Origin of the sequence: Parendozoicomonas verongulae, from assembly GCF_009711465.1 — a bacterium.
Classification (GTDB): Bacteria; Pseudomonadota; Gammaproteobacteria; order Pseudomonadales; family Endozoicomonadaceae; genus Sansalvadorimonas; species Sansalvadorimonas verongulae.
In genome coordinates this window covers 1-20,904 of record NZ_SMME01000807.1, presented here as the reverse complement: position 1 = coordinate 20,904, position 20,904 = coordinate 1, and the positions used below count along the sequence as shown (strand labels likewise).

General features: G+C 53.5%; 24 protein-coding genes. 22 read left to right on the top strand and 2 right to left on the bottom strand.

What is annotated here, in order from left to right; translation table 11 throughout:
- The first annotated feature begins 66 nt into the window (after nt 1-66).
- The 16 genes from E1189_RS09000 (at nt 67) to E1189_RS08925 (ending at nt 12,922) form a co-directional block, all read left to right on the top strand.
- On the top strand, nt 67-375 hold the full coding sequence (locus E1189_RS09000) for a head-tail connector protein (RefSeq protein ID WP_230460286.1): 309 nt from the start codon (nt 67-69) through the stop codon (nt 373-375).
- A complete protein-coding gene (locus E1189_RS08995) occupies nt 372-710 on the top strand; it encodes a head-tail adaptor protein (RefSeq protein ID WP_155159743.1) in 339 nt (112 codons plus the stop codon). Before E1189_RS09000 ends, E1189_RS08995 begins: the two co-directional genes overlap by 4 nt.
- Entirely contained in the window at nt 703-1,191 is a 489-nt protein-coding gene (locus E1189_RS08990) for an HK97-gp10 family putative phage morphogenesis protein (protein WP_155159742.1), read from the top strand. The genes E1189_RS08995 and E1189_RS08990 overlap by 8 nt, the downstream gene beginning before the upstream one ends.
- Complete coding sequence (gp17, locus tag E1189_RS08985) at nt 1,188-1,544, top strand: tail completion protein gp17 (RefSeq protein ID WP_155159741.1); 357 nt, start codon at nt 1,188-1,190, stop codon at nt 1,542-1,544. Before E1189_RS08990 ends, gp17 begins: the two co-directional genes overlap by 4 nt.
- A gap of 28 nt (nt 1,545-1,572) precedes the next feature.
- Nucleotides 1,573-1,998 (top strand): phage tail tube protein, encoded by a 426-nt coding sequence (locus E1189_RS08980; protein WP_155159740.1) that lies wholly within the window; start codon nt 1,573-1,575, stop codon nt 1,996-1,998.
- Complete coding sequence (locus E1189_RS08975; protein WP_155159739.1) at nt 1,998-2,348, top strand: hypothetical protein; 351 nt, start codon at nt 1,998-2,000, stop codon at nt 2,346-2,348. The genes E1189_RS08980 and E1189_RS08975 overlap by 1 nt, the downstream gene beginning before the upstream one ends.
- Before the next feature lie 20 nt (nt 2,349-2,368).
- Nucleotides 2,369-2,539, top strand: a complete 171-nt coding sequence (locus tag E1189_RS08970) for a hypothetical protein (RefSeq protein WP_155159738.1) — start codon at nt 2,369-2,371, stop codon at nt 2,537-2,539.
- A complete protein-coding gene (locus E1189_RS08965; protein WP_155159737.1) occupies nt 2,536-4,329 on the top strand; it encodes a phage tail tape measure C-terminal domain-containing protein in 1,794 nt (597 codons plus the stop codon). The genes E1189_RS08970 and E1189_RS08965 overlap by 4 nt, the downstream gene beginning before the upstream one ends.
- Nucleotides 4,329-4,685 carry a hypothetical protein gene (locus E1189_RS08960; protein ID WP_155159736.1) on the top strand — a complete coding sequence of 119 codons (357 nt, stop codon included), beginning with the start codon at nt 4,329-4,331 and terminating at the stop codon, nt 4,683-4,685. Before E1189_RS08965 ends, E1189_RS08960 begins: the two co-directional genes overlap by 1 nt.
- Nucleotides 4,682-5,137 (top strand): hypothetical protein, encoded by a 456-nt coding sequence (locus tag E1189_RS08955; protein ID WP_155159735.1) that lies wholly within the window; start codon nt 4,682-4,684, stop codon nt 5,135-5,137. Before E1189_RS08960 ends, E1189_RS08955 begins: the two co-directional genes overlap by 4 nt.
- A gap of 29 nt (nt 5,138-5,166) precedes the next feature.
- Nucleotides 5,167-6,930, top strand: coding sequence for a hypothetical protein (locus E1189_RS08950; protein ID WP_155159734.1), 1,764 nt, complete (start codon nt 5,167-5,169; stop codon nt 6,928-6,930).
- 11 nt (nt 6,931-6,941) lie between these two features.
- A complete protein-coding gene (locus E1189_RS08945) occupies nt 6,942-7,505 on the top strand; it encodes a hypothetical protein (RefSeq protein WP_155159733.1) in 564 nt (187 codons plus the stop codon).
- Between the two features lie 15 nt (nt 7,506-7,520).
- Nucleotides 7,521-8,015, top strand: a complete 495-nt coding sequence (locus tag E1189_RS08940) for a DUF1833 family protein (protein ID WP_155159732.1) — start codon at nt 7,521-7,523, stop codon at nt 8,013-8,015.
- Nucleotides 8,016-8,041: 26 nt separating this feature from the next.
- Nucleotides 8,042-8,440, top strand: a complete 399-nt coding sequence (locus E1189_RS08935; RefSeq protein WP_155159731.1) for an NlpC/P60 family protein — start codon at nt 8,042-8,044, stop codon at nt 8,438-8,440.
- 10 nt (nt 8,441-8,450) lie between these two features.
- Complete coding sequence (locus E1189_RS08930; protein WP_155159730.1) at nt 8,451-8,858, top strand: hypothetical protein; 408 nt, start codon at nt 8,451-8,453, stop codon at nt 8,856-8,858.
- Nucleotides 8,859-8,926: 68 nt separating this feature from the next.
- Complete coding sequence (locus E1189_RS08925) at nt 8,927-12,922, top strand: host specificity factor TipJ family phage tail protein (protein ID WP_196221338.1); 3,996 nt, start codon at nt 8,927-8,929, stop codon at nt 12,920-12,922.
- A gap of 252 nt (nt 12,923-13,174) precedes the next feature.
- On the opposite strand, the gene E1189_RS08920 is transcribed toward E1189_RS08925, so the two are convergent.
- Nucleotides 13,175-13,528 (bottom strand): hypothetical protein, encoded by a 354-nt coding sequence (locus E1189_RS08920; protein WP_155159728.1) that lies wholly within the window; start codon nt 13,526-13,528, stop codon nt 13,175-13,177.
- A 382-nt stretch (nt 13,529-13,910) separates the two neighbouring features.
- Between E1189_RS08920 and E1189_RS08915 the strand changes: the two genes are divergently transcribed.
- The 5 genes from E1189_RS08915 (at nt 13,911) to E1189_RS08895 (ending at nt 18,137) form a co-directional block, all read left to right on the top strand.
- Nucleotides 13,911-14,108: a hypothetical protein gene (locus tag E1189_RS08915; RefSeq protein ID WP_155159727.1), complete on the top strand. Its 198-nt coding sequence runs from the start codon at nt 13,911-13,913 to the stop codon at nt 14,106-14,108.
- Between the two features lie 467 nt (nt 14,109-14,575).
- The gene (locus E1189_RS08910; RefSeq protein WP_155159726.1) at nt 14,576-14,899 is read left to right on the top strand and encodes a DUF4389 domain-containing protein; all 324 of its coding nucleotides are present in this window, start codon (nt 14,576-14,578) and stop codon (nt 14,897-14,899) included.
- A 36-nt stretch (nt 14,900-14,935) separates the two neighbouring features.
- A complete protein-coding gene (gene sixA, locus E1189_RS08905; protein WP_155159725.1) occupies nt 14,936-15,382 on the top strand; it encodes a phosphohistidine phosphatase SixA in 447 nt (148 codons plus the stop codon).
- Nucleotides 15,383-15,715: 333 nt separating this feature from the next.
- On the top strand, nt 15,716-16,903 hold the full coding sequence (locus E1189_RS08900; protein ID WP_329601957.1) for an MFS transporter: 1,188 nt from the start codon (nt 15,716-15,718) through the stop codon (nt 16,901-16,903).
- Complete coding sequence (locus tag E1189_RS08895; RefSeq protein WP_155159723.1) at nt 16,896-18,137, top strand: MFS transporter; 1,242 nt, start codon at nt 16,896-16,898, stop codon at nt 18,135-18,137. Before E1189_RS08900 ends, E1189_RS08895 begins: the two co-directional genes overlap by 8 nt.
- 9 nt (nt 18,138-18,146) lie before the next feature.
- On the opposite strand, the gene glgX is transcribed toward E1189_RS08895, so the two are convergent.
- Nucleotides 18,147-20,267: a glycogen debranching protein GlgX gene (gene glgX, locus E1189_RS08890; RefSeq protein ID WP_155159722.1), complete on the bottom strand. Its 2,121-nt coding sequence runs from the start codon at nt 20,265-20,267 to the stop codon at nt 18,147-18,149.
- Nucleotides 20,268-20,426: 159 nt separating this feature from the next.
- Here glgX and E1189_RS08885 point away from each other — a divergent pair.
- The coding region (locus E1189_RS08885; protein WP_196221336.1) for a glucokinase at nt 20,427-20,904 on the top strand (478 nt) is incomplete at its 3' end.

The window sequence follows — 20,904 nt, the reverse complement described above, 5'->3', positions numbered from 1 at the left end:
GCCAGAGCCAGAGCCAGAGCCAGAGCCAGAAGCCGAAGAAAAACCCAAAAAGCGCAGCCGTAAAAAATGATCCCACTGTCTGATATCAAAACCCATCTGCGCATCGAGCACGATGAGGATGACACCTATCTGACCACACTGGCCAGTGCCGCTATTGCCCAGTGTGAGCAGATGCTGAACCGGAAACTGTATGAAAACAGTGTGCCGGATGACGACAGCAACGGTCTGGTGATGGGGGATGATATCAAGATTGCGGCGCTGCTGATTATCGGGCACCTGTATGAAAACCGCAGCGATACAACGGATAAGCAGCAGTATGAAACCCCAATGGCTTCAAAGCACCTGCTGAACCCTTACCGGATTATTCCCGTATGACCCCCGGCCACCTGAAACACCGCATCCTCCTCCAGCACCTGACCGACGGCGGCGACGAGTTCACCGACGATGCCCAGGTCTACACCGATTTCGGCAAACGCTGGGCAGGATTCCGGCCGGTGAGCTCCAAAGAAATCGAGGCCGGGAGCGGTGAGGTGATGAACACCGATGTGGTTTTCACCCTGCGCAGTGACAGAAGCCTTGCCGGTCTGGACAACACCTGGCGCATTCAGCACACAGTGCAACACCAGCTGCACACATTTGAAGTCACCGGCGTATTACCGGTGGAAGACAGTCGCTGGCTGAAGGTCAGCGCAAGGCGTCTCCATGAGTGATTCTGTCAAAATTGAAGGGCTGGCGGAGCTGGAGAAGAAGCTGCAGGAGCTGGGCGCGGAAACCGGTGCCAAGGTTTTGCGCGGTTCCATGATGACCGCCACCAAGCCACTGATGGATGAAATCAAAATACTGGCTCCTGTGCGTTCCTTTGCCGATGACATGGACCCGCCAGAAAACTACTCAGAAGGCGGAAAAGGCACAATCAAAGGTTCCATCGGACGGCAGGGCGGTATCTACAAAGGCGACAAAACCGCCAAAAAGTTTCAGGAAACCTTTGCCAGCAACAAAGATACAGCCGCTGTCGTGCGTGTAGGGGCGGTGAAGAAAGGCGCGTGGAAAGCCCACTTTCAGGAACACGGCACCGACAAACACCCGCCCCAGCCATTTATTCGCCCGCCATTCTATCGCCAGTGGCGTGACATTGTCGCACGCATGAAAAAGAGCCTTGCCAAACGCATTGAGCGGGTAGCCAGCAAATGATTGAAGCCGGTCTCAAAAAACACCTGTCACAGGCGCTGAGCACCAAAGTCATGGCCGTGCGCCGTGGCACTCACTCCCCTGCCGTGGTGTACAACGTCATTACCGACGACATTGAACAAACCCTCTCCGGCCACGATGCCCAGAGCACAGTACGCATTCAGATAGATTGCTTTCACAACAGCTACAAAGATGTAAAGCAGCTGGAGCAGGCCGTAAAAAATGCCCTTCATAACCATACCGGCCCACTGGGTGGTCAGCCATGCCAGCGCGTAGTGATGGAAACCCGCCGTGATGGTTTCGACAACCGGGCGGATACCTTCCGTTCCATCATGCAGTTTGCCATCTACCAATAACCAATGATCAACCGTCAGGGAGACCACCATGCCAGGTGCCAAAGAAGCGAAAATCGGCGCAGGAACCATCCTGTCCTTTGAAGATCCGGATACGTCCACATTTATTGAACTGGTTCACGCCACCAGTGTGGGGGCCACCGGTGAGCAGGGGGAATTTGTAGAAACAACCCCCCTGAAAGAAACCACCCGCACCTACACCAGCGGCATGAAAACCCCGCCAGACAAACAGATTATTCAAAACCATGTGCCCGGTGATGATGCCCAGAAGAGATTTCTCGGGCTGGTGAATTCGGGAGCCACCCTGAAAATGAAAGTGACATATTCCAACGGCGCTATCGCTGAGTTCGACATGGTCACCGCCGGTTACCAGGTCAACGAACCACATAACAACAACCCCGTCACCGTCACTGCGTTCGGCAAGCAGTCTGGTGAAACCACATGGACGGATGCCTGATGTCAAAGCCCCTCACGTTTGAGCAATTGCTGAGTAAGCCGCCGGTGTTCAAGTCCTCCACCGGCACCCTGCCCGATGGCCGCAAGTACCAGATTCATGAATTGCCCTGCAGTGTGCTGGAAGATGTCACACGGATGGCCAGAGCCGCGATTGATGAAGACGGAGAAATCATGTTGCGGGATGTAGCACGGGTAGCCGCCCATGCCATGGTCGGAAAGCCGCCGGAAGAAGAGGACGTGACCCTCTTTATGGAAACCTTTACACCCTCCGTGATTCGCCACGTTTATCAGGATGCGCTGAAGTTCTCCCAGCTGGGTGAAGAGGCTCTGCAAGCCGCAAAAAAAGACTAGCCGCCAACCCCCACCGCCGGGTGTTGTTCAACCTCGCCTTACGGCTGGGGAAAACCATCACAGAACTGGAACACACCATGCCCTGCTCGGAATACACCGAGTGGCTGGCGTTCTTCGGGCTGGATGAAAACGGCAACGACCCCGACGACCCCACCGTCCAAATCGCAAACATGCGGAATGTACTCGAATGACCACACTGGCAACCCTCACAGTTGATCTGCTCGCAGACTCGGCCAAGTTCCGTAATGAACTGAAAAAGGCCAACAAGAGTTCCAAGAGCTGGGCTGAGAAAGTGAGAAAGTCCGCCAATGTGGCGGGGAAGGCGCTGGCGGGTGCCGCTGTTACGGCAGCGGCAGGCCTTACGGCAATCTATGTGTCCCAGTCCAATTCCATAGACCAGCAAGCCAAGTTCGCCGACAAAATTGGCATCAGCACAGAAGCCCTGTCCGGCCTGCGGCATGCGGCGGAACTCACTGGCGTATCTAATCAAAAGCTGGATATGGGCCTGCAGCGGATGACCAGGCGGGTAGCGGAAGCGGCCAACGGTACGGGCGAGGCGGTAAAGGCACTGGAAGAGCTGGGGCTGAGTGCGGAAGAACTGAACCAGCTCTCTCCTGACGAACAGTTCAAGCGCATAGCCGGTGCCATGGAAGATGTGGAAGGCCGCTCCAACAAGGTGCGGCTGGCGTTTAAGCTGTTTGACTCCGAAGGTGTCGGCTTACTGAACACGCTGGATCTGGGAGCCGATGGCCTCAGCGCCATGCAGCTGGAAGCGGAAGCGCTCGGTATCTCCCTGAGCCGTGTGGATGCCGCCAAAATCGAGCAGGCCAACGACCAGATGTATCGGGTAGGGCAGCTCTCCAAAGGTGTCAGTATGCAGCTCACCGCTGAACTGGCTCCCATTGTGGAGGGTTTGGCTAATGAATGGCTCGGCGCTGCTCAGGAAGCGGGCGGAATGGGCAGCGTTATTGGCAAAGTTGTTGATTACGGTGTGAGTGCTGTGGGTCAGCTCGCCAATGCTGTGCGTGGTGTATCGGTCGCATGGGAAGTGGTAAAGGCGGCCAGCGCCAGCGCCGTTAAATACATGCTAAAAGGTCTGGAAAGCATAGATAGAGGGATTACCAACTTTATCAATTGGTTGCCCGGTCTCTCTGCCGAGTATAACCAGCAGCTGGCCACCATGAGTGAAGCATTCACCATGATGGCGGACGATGCCTGGCAGGAAGCCCACGACCTGGCCATGCGTCCACTGCCCAGCGATGGCATTAAAAAGTGGGTAGAGGAAGTGCGCTCATCCGCCACAGCCACAGCGGAAGCCGCCAGCAAAAACCGGATTCTTGAAAACTCCTACGTCAATCTCGGCAAAGAGGCGGAAAACGCCGGTGACAAAATCACCGAATCCGGCAGAAAGAGCAAAGGCGCATGGCAAAGCTATGTGGAAGGCGCCGCCGACGCCTCCAGTCAGATGGAAAGCGCCGCCGTAAGCTGGACAGACAGTTTCAGCGGCTCACTCGCCGACATGGTGCAGAACGGCAAGATGAACTTTGCCGATCTGGCCGACAGCATTATCAGTGATCTGATCCGCATCGCCATTCAATCCCAGATTGTTGCCCCTATCGCCCAGTCCTTCGGCTGGAATATGGGGGGAGCAGGCACACCGCCCCCAAGGGCGCTGGGTGGTGGCGTGAATGCCGGTCAGACCTACCTTGTGGGCGAGCGTGGCCCCGAACTGTTCACCCCGGAGTCTTCCGGACAGATCACCCAAAGCGGTGGTGCTGGTGGCGTAAACGTCAATGTTTACAACCAGAACGGCGGCGAAGTAGAAACCCGTGAGCGCACAGGCGCCGACGGCATGAGAAACATTGATGTGATGATCAAAAAGCAAGTCCGCCAAACCATCACAGACGACGTATCCCGAGGCCAGGGCATCGGCAAGCTCATGGAAAACACCTACAGCCTGAACCGCAAGGCGGGCATGTAATGCCAACAGCTTACTGGCCCCCCGGCCTGCCCATCCCCCGCCTTGGTGCCACCTTCCAGACAGCCGAAGGCCGCCTCACAACCGACGGCGAAGTAGCCCTGCGGGAACGGGTCATAGACCCCAACCACATACAAACCACATCCGCCACATGGAGCATGACTGAGCGGGAGTACCAAGTGTTCAAAGCCTGGCACTTTCACATCATCCGTGACGGTGCCGCATGGTTTGAAGTGGACTGGGACGACCGCAACGGTTTAGCCCGCTTCTCAGAACCCTACTCCGCCCAGCAGAACGGCTTGCGCCGGGATGTATCGGCACAGCTGGAGATTGACTATGCCATTGAGGAGCACCCGTGATATTCCCCGTTGAATTAGGCGCCCCTTGTGCCAGCGGCTTTGCCGAAACCCCACAGGGCAATCACAAGCGGGTGCAGTTTGAAGCGGGAACCCGTGTGCGCCGCCGGGTGCGGGCTCGCCCCAACACCTTCACCCTCTGCTATTCCACGGATTTAAACGGCAGGCGTCAGTTAGAGCGGTTCCACCGTGCAGCCTCCGGCAAAGTGTTTCAGATTCGCCTGCCGGGGCCGGACGATACCCTGATAGACCACAACGGCCGGTTTTCCGGTGGCTTGCAGATTCAGCCCATTGGCGCTGGGAAGTACGAATGCCGGTTCAATATGCACATGGTGGACAGCCTGCTGATGACCCGCTCCGCCGTCACCGTGGAGCTGATACGCATGCTCGGTTTCAAGGCCGGATCGGAAGCCCCCCTCACAGAATTCCTGCACACCCTGCCCAGCCGGTGGTAGCTCTCAAACACGACGAATGGTAATAGCGAATGGCCGATAACAACCTCGACCAACAGGTGATTGCGTCCGTTAAAAAACTGAATGCGGATACCGACACCTGGCACGACATCGTACACGGCACCCAGCCCGTAGACACAGAGAGCGGCCCCGTGCTGCCCGTTGCCAAACGGCTGGACCAGATTCAGGCCGAAATGAACACCCAGGTGGGCGACCTCGCCACCGCCGTGGCGGATGTGAAAGCCATTCAGCAGGATGTCACCGGCAAACAGAGCGACGTTACCACTAAACACGAAGAGGTGAAAAACGACAGGCAGGCCGTAACCGCAGCCCGTCAGGATGTGGAAGACCGGCAAAACGATGTGATTGCCCGCCAGCAGGCCATAGACACCGCTGCCGCCCAGCACCTCACAGATTTGCAGAACAAAGGCGACCAGCAAAACACCCGGGTCACCAATACCGGTAACGCCCAGCACACCCGTGTGCAAACAGAAGGCAACACCCAAACCGGCAACGTCACCACCGAGGGTGACGATCAGGTCGCCCGCGTAATCGCCCAGGGCAATGCGCAGGTAAACAACGTAAAAGCTGAGGGCGACACCCAAGCCCAGCGCGTCACCACGATCGGTGATCAAAAAGTTGCCGATGCCACCACCCAGGCGGATCGTGCCGCAACCGAATCGGGTAAATCCGCAGCTTCGGCCACTTTGGCGGGACAGCGCGCGACCACGGCAGGCCAGCACAAAACCGGAGCGGAAACGGCAGAGCAGGGGGCGCAGCAGGCGGAAAGCAATACACAGCAACTGAAAGCCGATGTTCAGCAGCTGAAAACGGATACGCAGGGTTTTAAGAACAGTGCGGAACAGGCTGTTGTTGATGCGACTGAGCAGGCGGGAATTGCTGGTTCAGAAGTGCAGAAGCTGTCTCATATCAGTAATCCGAATCTGATTATTAACGGCTGCTTTACTGTTAACCAGCGTGGTAATACCGCATCAGTTCCAACAACATCAACTTATGTTGGTGATCGCTTTAAAGTCGTAGCTACGCAAAATGCGACAGGGGCAGGGACTGGCTTTACTGCTGTGATGCCCACCCCTTCAGGAGGTATGAGTGGTGCCTATCATGGGTATGTCAATGTGTCTGCAGCGGGAACGACAACCCTTCGCCAGACTATTGAACCAACAACCGTAAAGCAGTTATCAGGCAGAAATGTGACCGTATCGTTTTATGCTCGAGCTCGAAGTATTACAAGTAACGGGACTGTAGGCGCTTATTTTGCGGTTCGCGGGTCTAATGGCTCCTATCGCGGTTTTTCTATGGATGATGATGCTCTTACGGCAACGTGGAAAAAGTTTGTTGGCCGAATAAGGGTTCAGTCAGTAAGCGACTTGAGCGCCATTTCAAGAGCCGATTTAGATTTTGGATTTACCCTGCCCTCTGGTGGAAGTATTGATATTACTTCCGTAAAGCTGGAAGTCGGATCAACTGCAACGCCATTTGTCCCTGATGATGTTGCTATAAACCTAGAAAGATGTCAGAGATTTTATGAGCCAGTCTATTTATCTATGAGGGCTGGAAGGCCAGCTATAGGGCTATATCTTGGTGATTCCTGCACCTACTCAACAACCAAAAGAGTAACGCCGACGCTTATCTGGAAATCAACACAGCTCCATAGAAACCTTGGTCCTATTGGTATTTACCATAAGAATGTAAACGGATTTACGTGGCAGTGCGATGTCACTGGAGGCGATCCGGTTCTTTTTGGTGCTGTTTATGTTGCAGACGCAGAACTTTAAAGGTGGTTTTAATGTATCAAAAAACAAGATCAGGTGTTTTACGTCTAAGTGATCAGGCAATTATTCCTGATGATCCAGACAACCGAGATTGGCAAGAATATCTGGAATGGAAAGCCGAAGGCAACGAACCACTCCCCATACCTCAACCCTCCATCGAATCCCTAATAACCCAAAAAATAGCCGCCATAAAAGCCGCAGCCGACGCCGCAGTAGAACACATCCTCAGCGAATACCCGGACGTAGAGAAAAAAACCTTTCTCAAGCAAGAGATGCAGGCCGAGCAATACATAGAGTGGCATGAGGAAGGCCAGCAGGGCGAAGCCCCCAGCGTACCCTCAATTCAACAGTTCGCAGAAGAGCGCGGGCTGACAATGATCGAGCAGGCCTACAGGGTTCGGCGCAAGGCTCAGTACTTTGATCTGGTCGCTAATGCGGTGAGCGGCCAGCGCAATAAGCTGTATGACGACCTGATGGCCATCAAAGGCGACGACAGCCTGACAGACGAGCAGAAGCGTGAAGCGATAGACGCTATCGACCCACAGTCCATCACCTGCCCACCACCTCCCGAACAATAACAGCGCCTGAAAACCATGACCCCAGCCGAAAAAGAAGCCTACGCTAACTGCCGGGCGAACGAGGTACACCTGTACACTCTTGAGCTCAACCACCCGGCGTTTACCCAGCCCCTCAGAATCGTACACGACAACACCGACTTAACCGCCCCGTTGGAAGACGGCACAGACGCCCTGTTTATAGCCATGAGCTTCCGCATGGTGCGCCCGCCAGTGAGTGAAGAGCCTGACCCGAGTATCACAATCCAAGTGGATAACGTGTCGGGCTTCGTTACGCCTTACCTTGAGCTAGCCGCCAAAAGCGGGCAGGAGATCACCCTGATATGCCGCCCCTACGTGTACGACAGTGATGCCGATACGGTCACCCTGCTGGGCCAGCCCCTGAAGCTGGCGGTGCGCAATGCCACCACGAACATGCAGAACGCCAGCCTGACCGCAGCCCATATCAACCCGGCAAACCTCGCCTTCCCACGGGAGAAGTACACGCCGGATCGGTTCCCCGGGCTGGCATAAAGGGCCGCACCTATAAAGGCAAAGCAATGGACTGGATACTGAACTACCTCGGCAAACCGTGGGTAAACGGCGAGCAGGACTGCTGGTGGCTGGTACGCTCCACCTACCGGGACCGGCTGAATATTGAACTGCCCCAAATCGTGGTGGATGCCAACAACATTCGCGCCGTACTGGACACCCTCGCCCACCACGAGCACCTGAAGGACTGGCAGGAAATCGACCAGCCCGAAGATATGTGCCTGGTGTTTTTCTCCGGAGGCCGCAACCGGCCAACCCATGTTGCGCTGTATCTGGATGTTGACGGTGGGCGTTATCTGCACACCTATCAACGGGCGGGTTGTGTGTGTGAACCGCTCTCGGCTGCAGAGCGTAATGGCTGGACTTCTCCCCGGTACTATCGTTATAAAGGCAGTAATAACAAATAGCGAGGGATGTATGAGCCGACTGTACCTTTTGCTGATTCCTGTTTTATTAGCCGGTTGCGCTCCGGCTACCCACCAGGCATTAACCCGTGACTATGCCAGCAAGCAGGAAATACGTGTTGATGAAAACTATCAGTCTGTTTACCGACGACTTCAGAGAAATGTCCGGCAGTGTTGGGAGACAGGGCTGATTACGGCTCAGATGAGAGTACAGAGCGACCTGTACAGCGATATTAAAGAAGGGAATATCAATGTGGCCGTTGTGGGCTTCGCAGGGGTTGATACGCACCTTGGCATAGACATCAAGGGGTACAGTGATGGTTCAACCCGGGTCACCTCCTACAATGCCATGAGAACCTGGAACAAGGTTCAACCCGTCATAAAAGCATGGGCAGAGAATCGATACAGCAGTTGCCCCTAGCGCCAGCCTATTGTAAACGAACCCGGCAGAGTCCGGGTTTTTTATTGCCTGAATTCCACGGAACAATAATGCAGACACCGCATCAGACAACGCCACTCGCTCAGGCGGTTAACAGCCAGCGCAACCCTGTGTTGTGGCTCAGAAACCCATTTGATACCGCTGATGTTGATATTTCCCCCGCAAAAAGCGGGCAAACTATTCAGCAGTGGCTTGATGAGAATGGCGGCCTTGATCGTTTGAACCAGCGTCCGACGGTGTGTGTCTATCAGGGGCGTGAGTTGATGCGGGCGGAATATGCCGACCATGTGATTCAATCGCCGGTGTGTTTTGTAACTCTGCCACAGGGTGGTGGTGACGGCGGTTCTAATCCTATAGCCATGGTCGCCATGATTGCGCTCACAGTTTATGCAGGGCCTATGGCTACATCATTCGGCTATGGCACCATGGGTACTGCAGCCGTTCAGGCCGGTATCATGATGGCGGGCAGTATGCTGATTAACGCCATGTTCCCACCACCGGGCCCGCCCGAATCCGCCCAGCCTTCCAGCGCATCACCCACATACTCCATTGCCGCACAGGGTAATACGGCCAGACTGGGAGCACCCATTCCGGTGAACTATGGCCGTATGCGCATTTATCCGGACTTTGCCGCCCAGCCCTACACAGAGTTTCACGGCAATGAGCAGTTCCTCTACCAGCTGTTCAGTATTGGTGTGGGGGAAAACAGTGTGTCTGATGTGCGTTTTGAAGACACACTGGTGAGCAAGTTCCCCGATGTTGAAATTGAGATTGTGCAGCCGTTCCAGAAAGTCACTCTGTTTCCCAGCGCCGTTATTACTGCACCGGAAGCGGGCGGCCAGAACCTGAACGACCCGGGCATACTGGGGCCTTACCGGGTGAATTCTATCGGTACCGAGTGCGCACGGGTGGGCGTGGATATTGTCTTTCCTGCCGGTTTGATTGGCATGAACGAAGAAGGTCATGAATACAGTGTCGAGGTGCGTGTGCGTATTACCGCAGAGCCGGTGGACGACGGCGGCAGCGTGACGGGCAATGCCATTGTGATTGCTGACCAGACCATCACCCGCAGGAGTCGCACTCCCCAGCGGGTGACCTTCTCAAAGTCTGTCCCTCCTGCCATGTATCAGGTGAAGATTCAGCGCTTTACCGCATCCGGTACTTCACGGGAAGCAAGGAACATGCAGCTGGGGAGCGTGCGGGGTTATCTTGTCAGTGATGATAATTATGGGGATGTGACACTGCTGGCTATGCGGGTACGGGCAACCGACAACATCACCAACACCGCCAGCCGAAAAGTAAATTGCCTTTATGAACGCCTGCTGCCGGTGTGGTCGCAATCCGGCTGGTCAGCTCCACAGGTGACCCGCAACCCGGCATGGTGTTTCGCCGATGCCGTGCGCGCTCGCTATGGGGGCGACTTTGCCGACAGTGTGCTGGATCTTCACGAACTGGTGAATATGGCCCATGTGTTCGACACACGGGGTGATGAGTTTAATGGCCGCTTCGATTCAGACAGCAACCTGTGGGAAGCCCTGTCCAAAATCGGGCAGGTGGTCAGATCGGCCCCGATCCGCCAGGGCAATATGATTCGTATGGTGCGAGATCAGAAGCAGTTGCTTCCGGTGGCCCAGTTCGGCATGAGCAAAATGAAGAATCTCAGTATGGATTTTGTCATGCACAACCAGCGCACCGCCGACAGCGTGAAAATCCTTTACTGGGATCAGGACAAGGACTACAAGCAGCAGACCGTGATTTGCCAGCTCCCCGGCGATAACGCCAACAACCCGAGGGAGGTCACCCTGTTCGGGGTAACCGATCGGGCACAGGCTTATCGCGAGGGTATGTACCTTGCCGCCACCAACAAGCTCCGCCGCCAGCCTGTTTCATGGGAAACGGAAATGGATGGTTATATTCCGTCGTTTGGTGATGTGGTTCTGCTGAACCATGATTTGCTTGATCCCCAGAACATGGCCAGCGGTCAGGTTGTTGATGTGCGCCCGGGGCAGGAACTGATTCTCTCCCGCGATGTTGATTTACCTGATGATGAAAGCTGGTATGTGTCGTTGACTGACCTTTACGGCGCGCCGGTTGGCCCCTTGCGCGTTGTAATGGGGGGGCAGCCTAACAGTGTGAGAGTGCAGGATATCTTCCCGCCGGACTTTACCGTAGTGACCTCTGCGGATGATGAGCGTACCCACTTCATTCTCGGTAAAGGAAGCAACTGGTGCCGACGGGTGAAGATTACCGGCATTACTCCCCAGGGGGACGACATTGTTCAGATAAGCGGGGTTGTGGAAGACGATATCGTTCACGACATCGATAACGGCGTGGTACCACCCCCTCTGCCTGATTACGGCCTGCCATCACTGGCACCCGGTAAAGTGACGAACATTCTGATAACTCAGGGCGGAACCGTGGCCGCCCCCGTGCTCAATATCAGCTGGGATGGTCAGGCCAATGTGGAGCGATACCATATTGAGGTGTCTACCGATGGCCGCGCCACATGGCAGCCAGCGGGAACCGGAGTAGCATACGGCCCCGCCTTCAGCTTCGCCGCAGAACCCGGCCTGCAAACCATCCGTATTGCCGGTGTAAATGCCGTGCGGGGCGAGTGGGAATATGAAGATGTAGACGCAGGCTCCGCCTTTGATGTGCCCGCGAAAGTAAATGTTGAACTCACAGAGCCATTTGTGGGGGATGCGCTTCACGTGCAGTGGACAGAAGACCCTGCAGCGGCTCGCTACCTGATTGAAGTGTGGTCTGGCGGCTCCCTGAAAAGAACCCTTTACCATGCCCGGGGCCTCACCACATACAGCTATCACCACCTTGACGCTCAACAGGACGGCGCCAGTCGTGCACTCACTGTAAAAGTGCGGGCTGAAAATGCCAACGGAAGACAAGGCCCATGGGGTGAACTCTCGGCCACCAACCCACCGCCAGCGGTACCCAACAACGTACAGGCTGGTGGGCTGCTGAATCAGCTACTGGTGACCATGAGCGCCCCGACGGATACCGATATCAAAGCGGTGTTTGTGTGGGCCTCTCTGACCAAGGGCTTCACGCCTTCCCCTGATAATCTGCTGGCTATCAGTCAGGGCACCAACATCACCATTCCCGTATCACCGGATACCACATGGTATGTGCGAGCAGCTTTTGTGGATGTTTGGGGCGAGGACGGCCTGAACATTTCCGGAGAGCAGACAGCGGTCACTGAGCTGATCACGGAAACGGAAATCATGGACGACTCCATCTCAACGCCAAAGCTCAAAGCGAACAGCGTGACCACAGATAAGATGCTGGTGGGTGAGCTTTCCGCCATTTCCGCCAATATGGGTGAGGTAACCGGTGGCACCTTCAAGACTGACGCGATAACTGGCCCCAGAGTTGTCACAACCAGTGAAGGTAACTTCCCGATCTGGGTGGGTGAGGGCACTGTGACAGCGGCGAACGGCGTCATGTATTACGACAAGAGCCAGAAGCGCCTGTTCAGCCGGAGAATGAAAGCCACCGATATGGAGGCGGAAAACCTCACCGTTAACCAGGGCACGTTCCGGAATGTGGATGTGACGGGGAATGTCAGGGCAAACAGCCTGGAGGCGAACACCGCCAATATTGTGAAGACGCTGCATCTTCAGGGGCAGGCTGTGACGATTCCGTTATCAGCATTTTCTCCCGGAAACTCTGGCGGGTTTAGTAGTGGCTGGACAACCATTCAGACCATTACATACAACTCAACCGGTGCGCCTGCAATGGTATCAGCGGCAACTACAGCGGCCTGGAATGGTCAGGGTGCAAACTATTCACAGATTCGTGTTCTGGTAAACGGGACGGCTGTTTATACCGGCCCAGTCCTGATGAGCCCCGGCTATATCTTTTCTGGCGGCTCTGCGTTCTCGGACACGTATCACCACCATCAAAGACTGGTAACGGGTGGTTCTGGAACAAGGAAGATTGAGTTGCAAATAAGGACAGCTTCACACAGTACGGGAAAAACCCTGCAGTCCAGAAATACAATACTAACCCTGCTGGAGACTAAGCGATGATTCAGTTTTGCACCTATTCAGAAAAGGGCGAGATAGAGACAGAGTACTACATGCCCCCTGATCAGATGTTACTTAACATTCCTGAGCACCGACGGGTGTATCTTGGAAACGCCTCAGCCGAGACTCATTACATTGAGATGAGTAGCCGGAAGTTGAGGCGGAAAGAGGTGGTGGACGAGCCTGGACAAGGCGAAGGTGGTTAAATAATGCCCAGATGCTGGTGGCCGAATACGTGTCCTTCTGTGCCACAGGTTATTTCTTTGGCTTCCACTTTGCAGCCTGTTCAGCCATCCACGGTATACGCTCCTCAATAGGCATGCGCCTGACGTTACGAATAATCCAGCGCTCATACTCATCGATGCGCTGGGCGTCGATCATGGCCGGAAACCAGTCACCTTCCTCACCCAGCAGCCACTCTTCCGGAGCGCCTGTAGCCAGGGCGATTTCGTGAACCTTATCTTTTGAGGGGATGTTCTCTTTGTGAATCCAGCGACTGATATTGCGCTTGTTGTTATCTGGATCTCCGGACAGTTGTCGGGCCAGCTCCGAAGGCGTGATATCAAGGCATGTCAGCAAATGGAGCAACCGCTTTCCAAACTTCTGCATTGACAGTAAAGATGGTGCCGGGCGCTAACAAGTCTCAACAAACAGACCCCTGCGCCTTTCCCATATAGAGTGTTGTATAGCAACAGGACACCCGGCGTGGAGGCCGTTTGTCCTGACGAGTAACGGTACTCGCTTGTTGTGGCTTGTTAGACCAGCAGGTACCGCCAATGGTTACGGATTGAGCGGGGGCTGTCAATCCGTAACGAACAGGCAAGAGTAGACATATATGAGGCTGGTTGCGCGAATGTTGGTAGAAAGCACGAATTTCTGCGTCATGGCGTGGCAAGTGCTTTCTGTATATCGTTCGGGCTGCAACAGAGTAGTGGGTTTTAAATTCAAAATACTGTATAAATAAACAGTATAAAGGTAGAGGGAATTAGCAGTGAACACCACTCCGCACCAGACAGTCCTGGAAAAGCTTTACGATGTTCAGAAGAACATTGGCTGGATCCTCAAGGGGAAAGAACTTGATGAGCATTCGAGAGCATTGCTCGAACGATCGTCCCGAACGGTGAACGAAGCCGTGTACGAGCTGGAGCTTATGGAAGAGCCGGGGAGGGGTGGTGTGGATACGGTTTAGGGTTTTCTGCTGGTGGAGCAGGGAGGCGGCTGAGGAGCTGCCTTTTTTGTGCACGACTGAAAATGTAAGCTCAAGAAAGCTATGATAGGTACATCTGTTCAGGCTTGCAGTATGTCGTCAATCAGTGACAATATTCGGATGCTGGCAGAAGGCCTCCACCACTCTTGAGCACCTGCAAGAGCAAAGCGCCCGCCTGCTGTGCCAGCCCCATAAAAATCGGTTAAAAATTTTGGGGCACGTATGGGGCAAACTTGTGAGGAAAGGTGGGGATATATGAGGTTTTTGGGTGTTTGTCTGTGTTTCGTATACAGCTCTAACATGTTGATATTACTATGATTTATGCAGAATTGTACGACGATGGTAAGACCGACGTTGAGTTTTCGGTATAAAGACCGATCACCAACCTACGTATACACAAGGCTGTGATTTCAGTCTAAACAGGATTTCATATCTCAAGGAGAAGATAGATGAATCAAGATGGACATAACGACTCTCTGAAAGAGAATCTTCTGTCAGAGTCACTCTGGCTGCGGGTGATTTACATGGTGCTGTTTTACTTTGCAGGCCATGTGGTGATTGCACTGGTACTGCTGATTGCCATTGTGCAGGGGGTACTGACCCTGATTACCGGTCAGCCTAACCTGAATCTTCAGGAGTTCTCCCTGGGGCTGAACCGTTATTTACAGCAAGTGGCAAACTTCCTCACCTTTAACAGTGAAAACAAGCCATTCCCATTCTCCGACTGGCCTGCTGCCGGTCATGCTGAAGTGACAGATTCCAAAGATATTTGAAGCCGTTTTGATGAGACAATCTATCTGAGGCAAAGAATGAAGCTGTATGTCATGCGCCACGGAGACGCGGTTTTAAATGCTCCATCTGATGAACTGCGTCCGCTGACAGCGTTTGGGCAGGATCAGGCCCGGCGAGTGGCAGAGCAGCTTCAGGGCATAGACTTTACGGGAATTCTGGCCAGCCCCTACCAGCGTGCCCAGCAAACTGCCGAGATTATTCGCACGCTTGTGTCTGGCCCTGACATTACGACGGTAGACACCGTTATCCCAGACGCTTCACCCTCCCGCGCCATCAATCAGTTGCCCGAGGAGGGTAACTGGCTGCTGGTGGCCCATATGCCTCTTGTCGGAAGGCTGACCGGATTGCTGGTCGATGGTGTCGAGGCTGCGGGCATCGGCTTTTCCACGGCTATGGTTGCTGAGCTGGAGATGGACTTTCCCGGCCAGGGTATGGCGACACTGAAAACAATACTTACCCCCTGAATTCTTCTTTTTCAGGGTTGGAAACACTGACATTACTGCCAGTTTTTCTAACCCTGCTTTCCTTTATGAAACCTTTGCATTCAACCATGGTCTTATTTGTGCTGTTTTGAATCGCTGTTAATTTTCACACAGGCAGCAACTTCGCAGCAAGGGCAGGGATCGCTTTCTATACTAGATTGCCTTTTTCCCACGAATACACGTTTTCCGGCAGAACTTATGACGTTTGCTGGGGCTTTGTCTGTGTTTTGCAGGCGGAATCCATGATGAAAAGGGGGCGGAATAATGGAACAGACTGGTATTAGCCTCCGGGCATCCTTGAGGGGGAGTTGGGTTGTGACTGTTGGCTGCTTGTTTTGCCTGTATCAATTTATGATTCAGGCGGCCCCCGGCTTTCTTGTGCAGCCACTTATGACAGAGCTGTCTCTGAACCGAGCGCAGGTGGGCGTGCTGGCCAGCGCCCTTCTCTATAGCTATGTCCTGCTGCAGATTCCTGCTGGCTGGCTGATTGACCGCTATGGGGTAAAAACCATGTTTCTGGCGAGCCTTGGTTGCATGGTGGCGGGCGTGGTTCTTATGGCTCAGGCGCACTCTCTGGAAATGGCGGTATTTGGGCGTTTGCTGCAAGGGCCTGGCAGTGCTTCGGCGGTCGTTGGAGCCTTGTGTCTGGCTGCAGCATGGTTTCCGGCACCATTGTTTCCCGTTTTTGTCGGGCTGGTTGAGATGTCGGGGATGCTGGGCGGTGCTGTTTGTGGTGCTCTGATTCCAGAGTTGGCCGACAGTCACGACTGGCGTTTCGCCATGGTGGTGTGTGCCAGTATGGGGGGCGTTTTATGGGGTATGATGCTGTTGATCAGCAACCGTCCAGCCTGTAAACAAGCCGTTGTTGTCCCTGGTGAGACCAGCTCCAATGGCGATATGAAGCGTGTATTTGGCTCCCTGCAAGTGTGGCTGAGTGCGACCTATGGTTTTGGCCTCTTTGGCCTTGTCAGTGTGTTCGGCATGATGTGGGGAGCGTCCTTTCTGGAGTGCCTCTACCCGGATTCCCGCACATTTGCAGCCAATAGTATGACTCTGATGTTTGTTGGAGTGGCTTTCGGAACAGTGCTGTCTGGGTGGGTGGTTGCCCGTGGTGGTGTATGCCGCAAATGGATGATATGGGGTGCTGGGCTGTCCCTGATGTTGCTTCTAACCATAATCTTCCTGCCTGTGGCTTCGGCATTGATGGCTTTACTCTTGCTTTTGCTGGGTGTTGCTTTAGGTACTTACGGGCTGGCGTTTGTGGCACCGGAAAGTTCGCTTCCGAAATCCGGCCTGGCCACTGCCATCGCTTTTATCAATACCTGTCTGCTGGTTGCTGGCCAGCTGCTACAGCCATTATTGGGACAAATTTTGGATATGCGGGCGGCAACGGCACAACTGACAATTAATGATTATCAGATTGCCTTTATGCCGTTGCTGGTTCTCGGTGTTATGGCGTTGTTGGCCTCTCTTGTTTTGAAGGAGGGGCAGTGCAATGCATAAGTCTGTTGAACAATTCTCCGTTGATATGTCAGCACCGATTACTGTCCGTGTGATCGGTGCTTATCTGACTGTTGGTTTTTTTGTGGCCCTGCAGTTTGTGCTTCAGGGGTCAGTGAGTTTGATGGTACCGGAGTTGAAAACCGACCTGAACATTCACGAAGCGGGTGTTGGGCTGTTGTCGTCAGTCTTTTTTTATCCTTATGTATTGTTGCAGGTACCTTCGGGGTGGATTTTGTCACGTACCGGGATAAGAGCTCTGCTGACTGTTTCCGGTGTATTGATGTCTTTGGGATGTTTGCTGCAGAGCGGGGCGGATACTTATAACCAGATGATGATAGGGCGTGTAGTGATGGGGATAGGCGCTGCACCGGGCATTGTGTGCTTTCTTAAAACTGTGGAGATTTCCTTCCCCCCCGTGTGTTTCGGTATTTTAGCCGCAGGGATGGAAGTCTTTGGCATGGTAGGAGCTGGAATTGGTGACTTTCTGATCCCAGAGAGTATTCATATCTGGGGCTGGCGTTCTGCGTTGAAGTTTTTTGCCATCCTTTCATTGCTTCCAGTGCTGGGAGCGTTGCTGCTCATTACCCGAAAGAAAAAGAGACAGGGCTGCAGTGAGTCAAGACCGGTGAGCGGGGCGTGGAAAAACGTATTCTACCGGAAAGATGTCTGGCTGGTGGCTCTGTTTTGTGGATTAATGTTTGCCATTATTAACGCATTTGCTGCTCTTTGGGCGATTCCGTTTCTGGAAACCAGCCCTGATTGTGTTGGGCAGGCCGGGCGCATGGCTGCCATGATTTACCTTGGAGCGGCTGTAGGGGCTCCGGCACTGGGCTGGCTTGCGGATCACGGCATGGATAGCCGTAAGGCCATGATGACTGGGGGTACACTGAGTATTGTTGTTCTTATGGCTATTTTGTCAGGTCGTCTGCCACCGGTTTTTTATTACCCCATGATGTTCTTTCTTGGATTGGGTGCTTCAACCTATATGTTGCCCTTTGTGTTGGTGAAACATTGGCTGAAAGGTGAGGAACTCTCTATTGGGCTGGCCTTTACTAATGCTATGAGTGTTATGGTTGGTGCGCTGTTGTATCAGCCACTGATCGGCTGGTTGATTGGCTTTTACCAAGAAGCCTGCATGGAGAACTATCGTGAAGTGTTGATGATTCTGCCTGCTGGTGTATTGATCGCCTGCATGCTGGTAATATCCATGCGCAAATGCGGTGATGGGCCATGAATCGTTGTGCTAGTCAAGCTCTTCGATAACGACCACACTGCTCGGCGACACCCTGTACCAGCCTCTATTGAGTAATGGTTCATTGCAAAACGAGTTATCAAGGCTTGTGTCCAGGGTAATGAACCAGCGCTTATAAAGATGTTTGGACAGCTGTAATTTCATGAATCGTTTTCCAGAGTGCATAACAACTATCAGGCTCCGTCCCGCATGTATGGGAGAGGTAGTTTTCACGATGAGATAATCACACCGTTGCAGTGAGAAGTACTCTGGATCCACCTGCAGACCTTCGTGAGAGTAAAAGTCAAAGGTGTTATGCCCAAGCGTTTGCAAAAGAGGGTGGTTGCATCGAAACTGAATCATTTTTTTGGTGAATGTCATCATTTCAGAACAGTCAGTATTCTCTCTTTCCTCTTCATAGTGGGCACGTTCATTGGAATTGTTTAACCACTGCCAGTTCAGCCAGGTAATTTTTGAATCCTGACAATAGGCGTTGTTATTACCTTCCTGGCTGTGACCGAACTCATCCCCCGCCATGAGCATGGGGGTGCCTTTGGTCAGCATCAGCATACTTACCAGGTTTTTACGGGAGCGCAATCTGGCTTTGAGGATTTTGTGGGAGTCAGTCTTACCTTCAATGCCATGATTCCAAGAGTGATTGTGGGCATCACCATCCCTGTTGTTTTCACCGTTGGCCAGATTGTGTCGCTGATCATAGGACACAAGATCCATGAGGGTAAAGCCATCATGGCTGCAGATATAATTCATTGTCTGCAGGTGTCCTCCCTTTGAAAACAAGTCTTCAGAACCAGTAAAACGCCAGGCCATCTCTGTTGCGATGCCGGGCTCGCCTTTCCAGAATTTCCGGCAACCATCCCGGTACCGATCGTTCCAGCTCTGCCAGTCTCGGGGAAACCCTGTCAGGTGATAACCGTCTGGGCCGATATCCCAGGGTTCGGCAATCATTTTTCTCTGACTCAGAACCGGATCCTGGCTGATGGCAAAGAAAAAAGGGCTCTGTGGGCTGAAATGACGGTGCTGTCTGCCCATAATCGGGGCCAGATCAAACCGAAAACCGTCAATCTGATACTCTTCTGCCCAGCAACGCAGAGCATCCATGGTGATTTTCAAGGTTTGAAATGAGTCAAAGTTGAGGGTATTCCCGCAACCGCTGTAGTTGACAGTGGACAGCTGACCCTGATTGGACTCCATATGGTAATACTCATCTTCTGCCAGTCCCCTGAAATTCAGGACGGGGCCACCCAATCCTCCTTCGCAGGTATGATTGAATACCACATCCATAATGACTTCAATGCCGGCCCTGTGCAGCTCTCGGACCATGGTTTTCATTTCGCTCACAGGGTCACTGATTCCGTAAGATGGTTCAGGAGCCATCAGGCAGAGAGGATTATAACCCCAGTAGTTCACAAGACCGAGATGAATGAGCCGTTCTTCACTGACTTTGGATGTGACAGGAAGCAGCTCCAGACTGGTGATGCCCAGCTCTTTCAGGTAGCTGATGACCACCGGGTGGCACATGCCCAGATAAGTGCCCCGGATATTTTCAGGTATCCCGGGATGGGTGAAGGTAAAACCCTTCAGGTGAGCTTCGTAGAGAATACTTTGCTCTTTTGGAATCTCAGGTCGGGGCACACCTTCCCAGTCAAAATCTGGTGACCGGACGACACTGCGAGGCGTGAAGCTGGCGCTGTCCTGCTTGTTTATCGTCCACTGGTTGCCTGTTTCACGTTCCCCCTGTGCACCATCTGGTAAATAGTCGAAAAGCTGTTCACACCACTTCACTTGACCTGTCACTTCCCGCGCGAACGGATCAAGCAGCAATTTATGAATATTAAATCGCGGACTGACATTAGCAGCCCATGGACCATCTGCCCGAAACCCATAGCGCTGGCCCTCAGTTATGCCTTTTACATGGATATGCCAGACACCAGAACTTGAGGGGAACATAGTGAGTCGGTGTTCCCGTTCCTCTTTATCGAACAGAGAGAGAAACAGTTGTGAGGCTTTTGGGGCATAAACCGCAAAATTTACTCCTCCATTTACCATTGTGGCCCCCTGTGGAGCTGTGGTGCCGGGGGTTGAGCTGTCGCTGAAAGGCTTGGCTGAAGTCATTTCTCAATGGCCCATTGAGGTAGCGGAAGAAGGTGATATCTCCCCCACAAGGCTACAACAGGATAGCAATAATAAAAGTCTATGGTCGTGTTTGGCGGTATTCAGGTTTTGTGCCTTACTCATTGTCAATGATCTGTTAGCCTTTGAGGATTGTCAGCCATGCCTGATTCTATGTCTCTGGTGGGTGATATTGGTGGAACCAACGCCAGGTTTGCGCTGGTGAAGAATGGAGAAACACGGCTTCACAATATTGAAGTGCTAACGGGTGAAGAGTATCCGGAGCTTGAAGGTGCCGTCTCGGCCTATCTTGATAAGTATGATGTAACGTCGCCAGATTCTGCCTGTCTTGCCGTTGCCGGCCCTATCATCAACAGTCAGGTAAGATTTACCAATAGCCCCTGGACCATTGCCAAAGACCATTTTCAACACCGGTTTAAGCTCTCTGTTTTTGAGCTGGTTAATGATTTCGCCGCTCAGGCCATGGCTGTCCCTCATCTTGATGTTGATAATCCCCGCGAGTTGAGACGAATCGGCCCTGTGGTTGAAGGGGACAGCCATGCTCCCCGCCTTGTCATAGGGCCGGGAACCGGGCTTGGGGTCTGTTCTCTGGTGGAAACTGATGGGGGCTGGCGGGCTC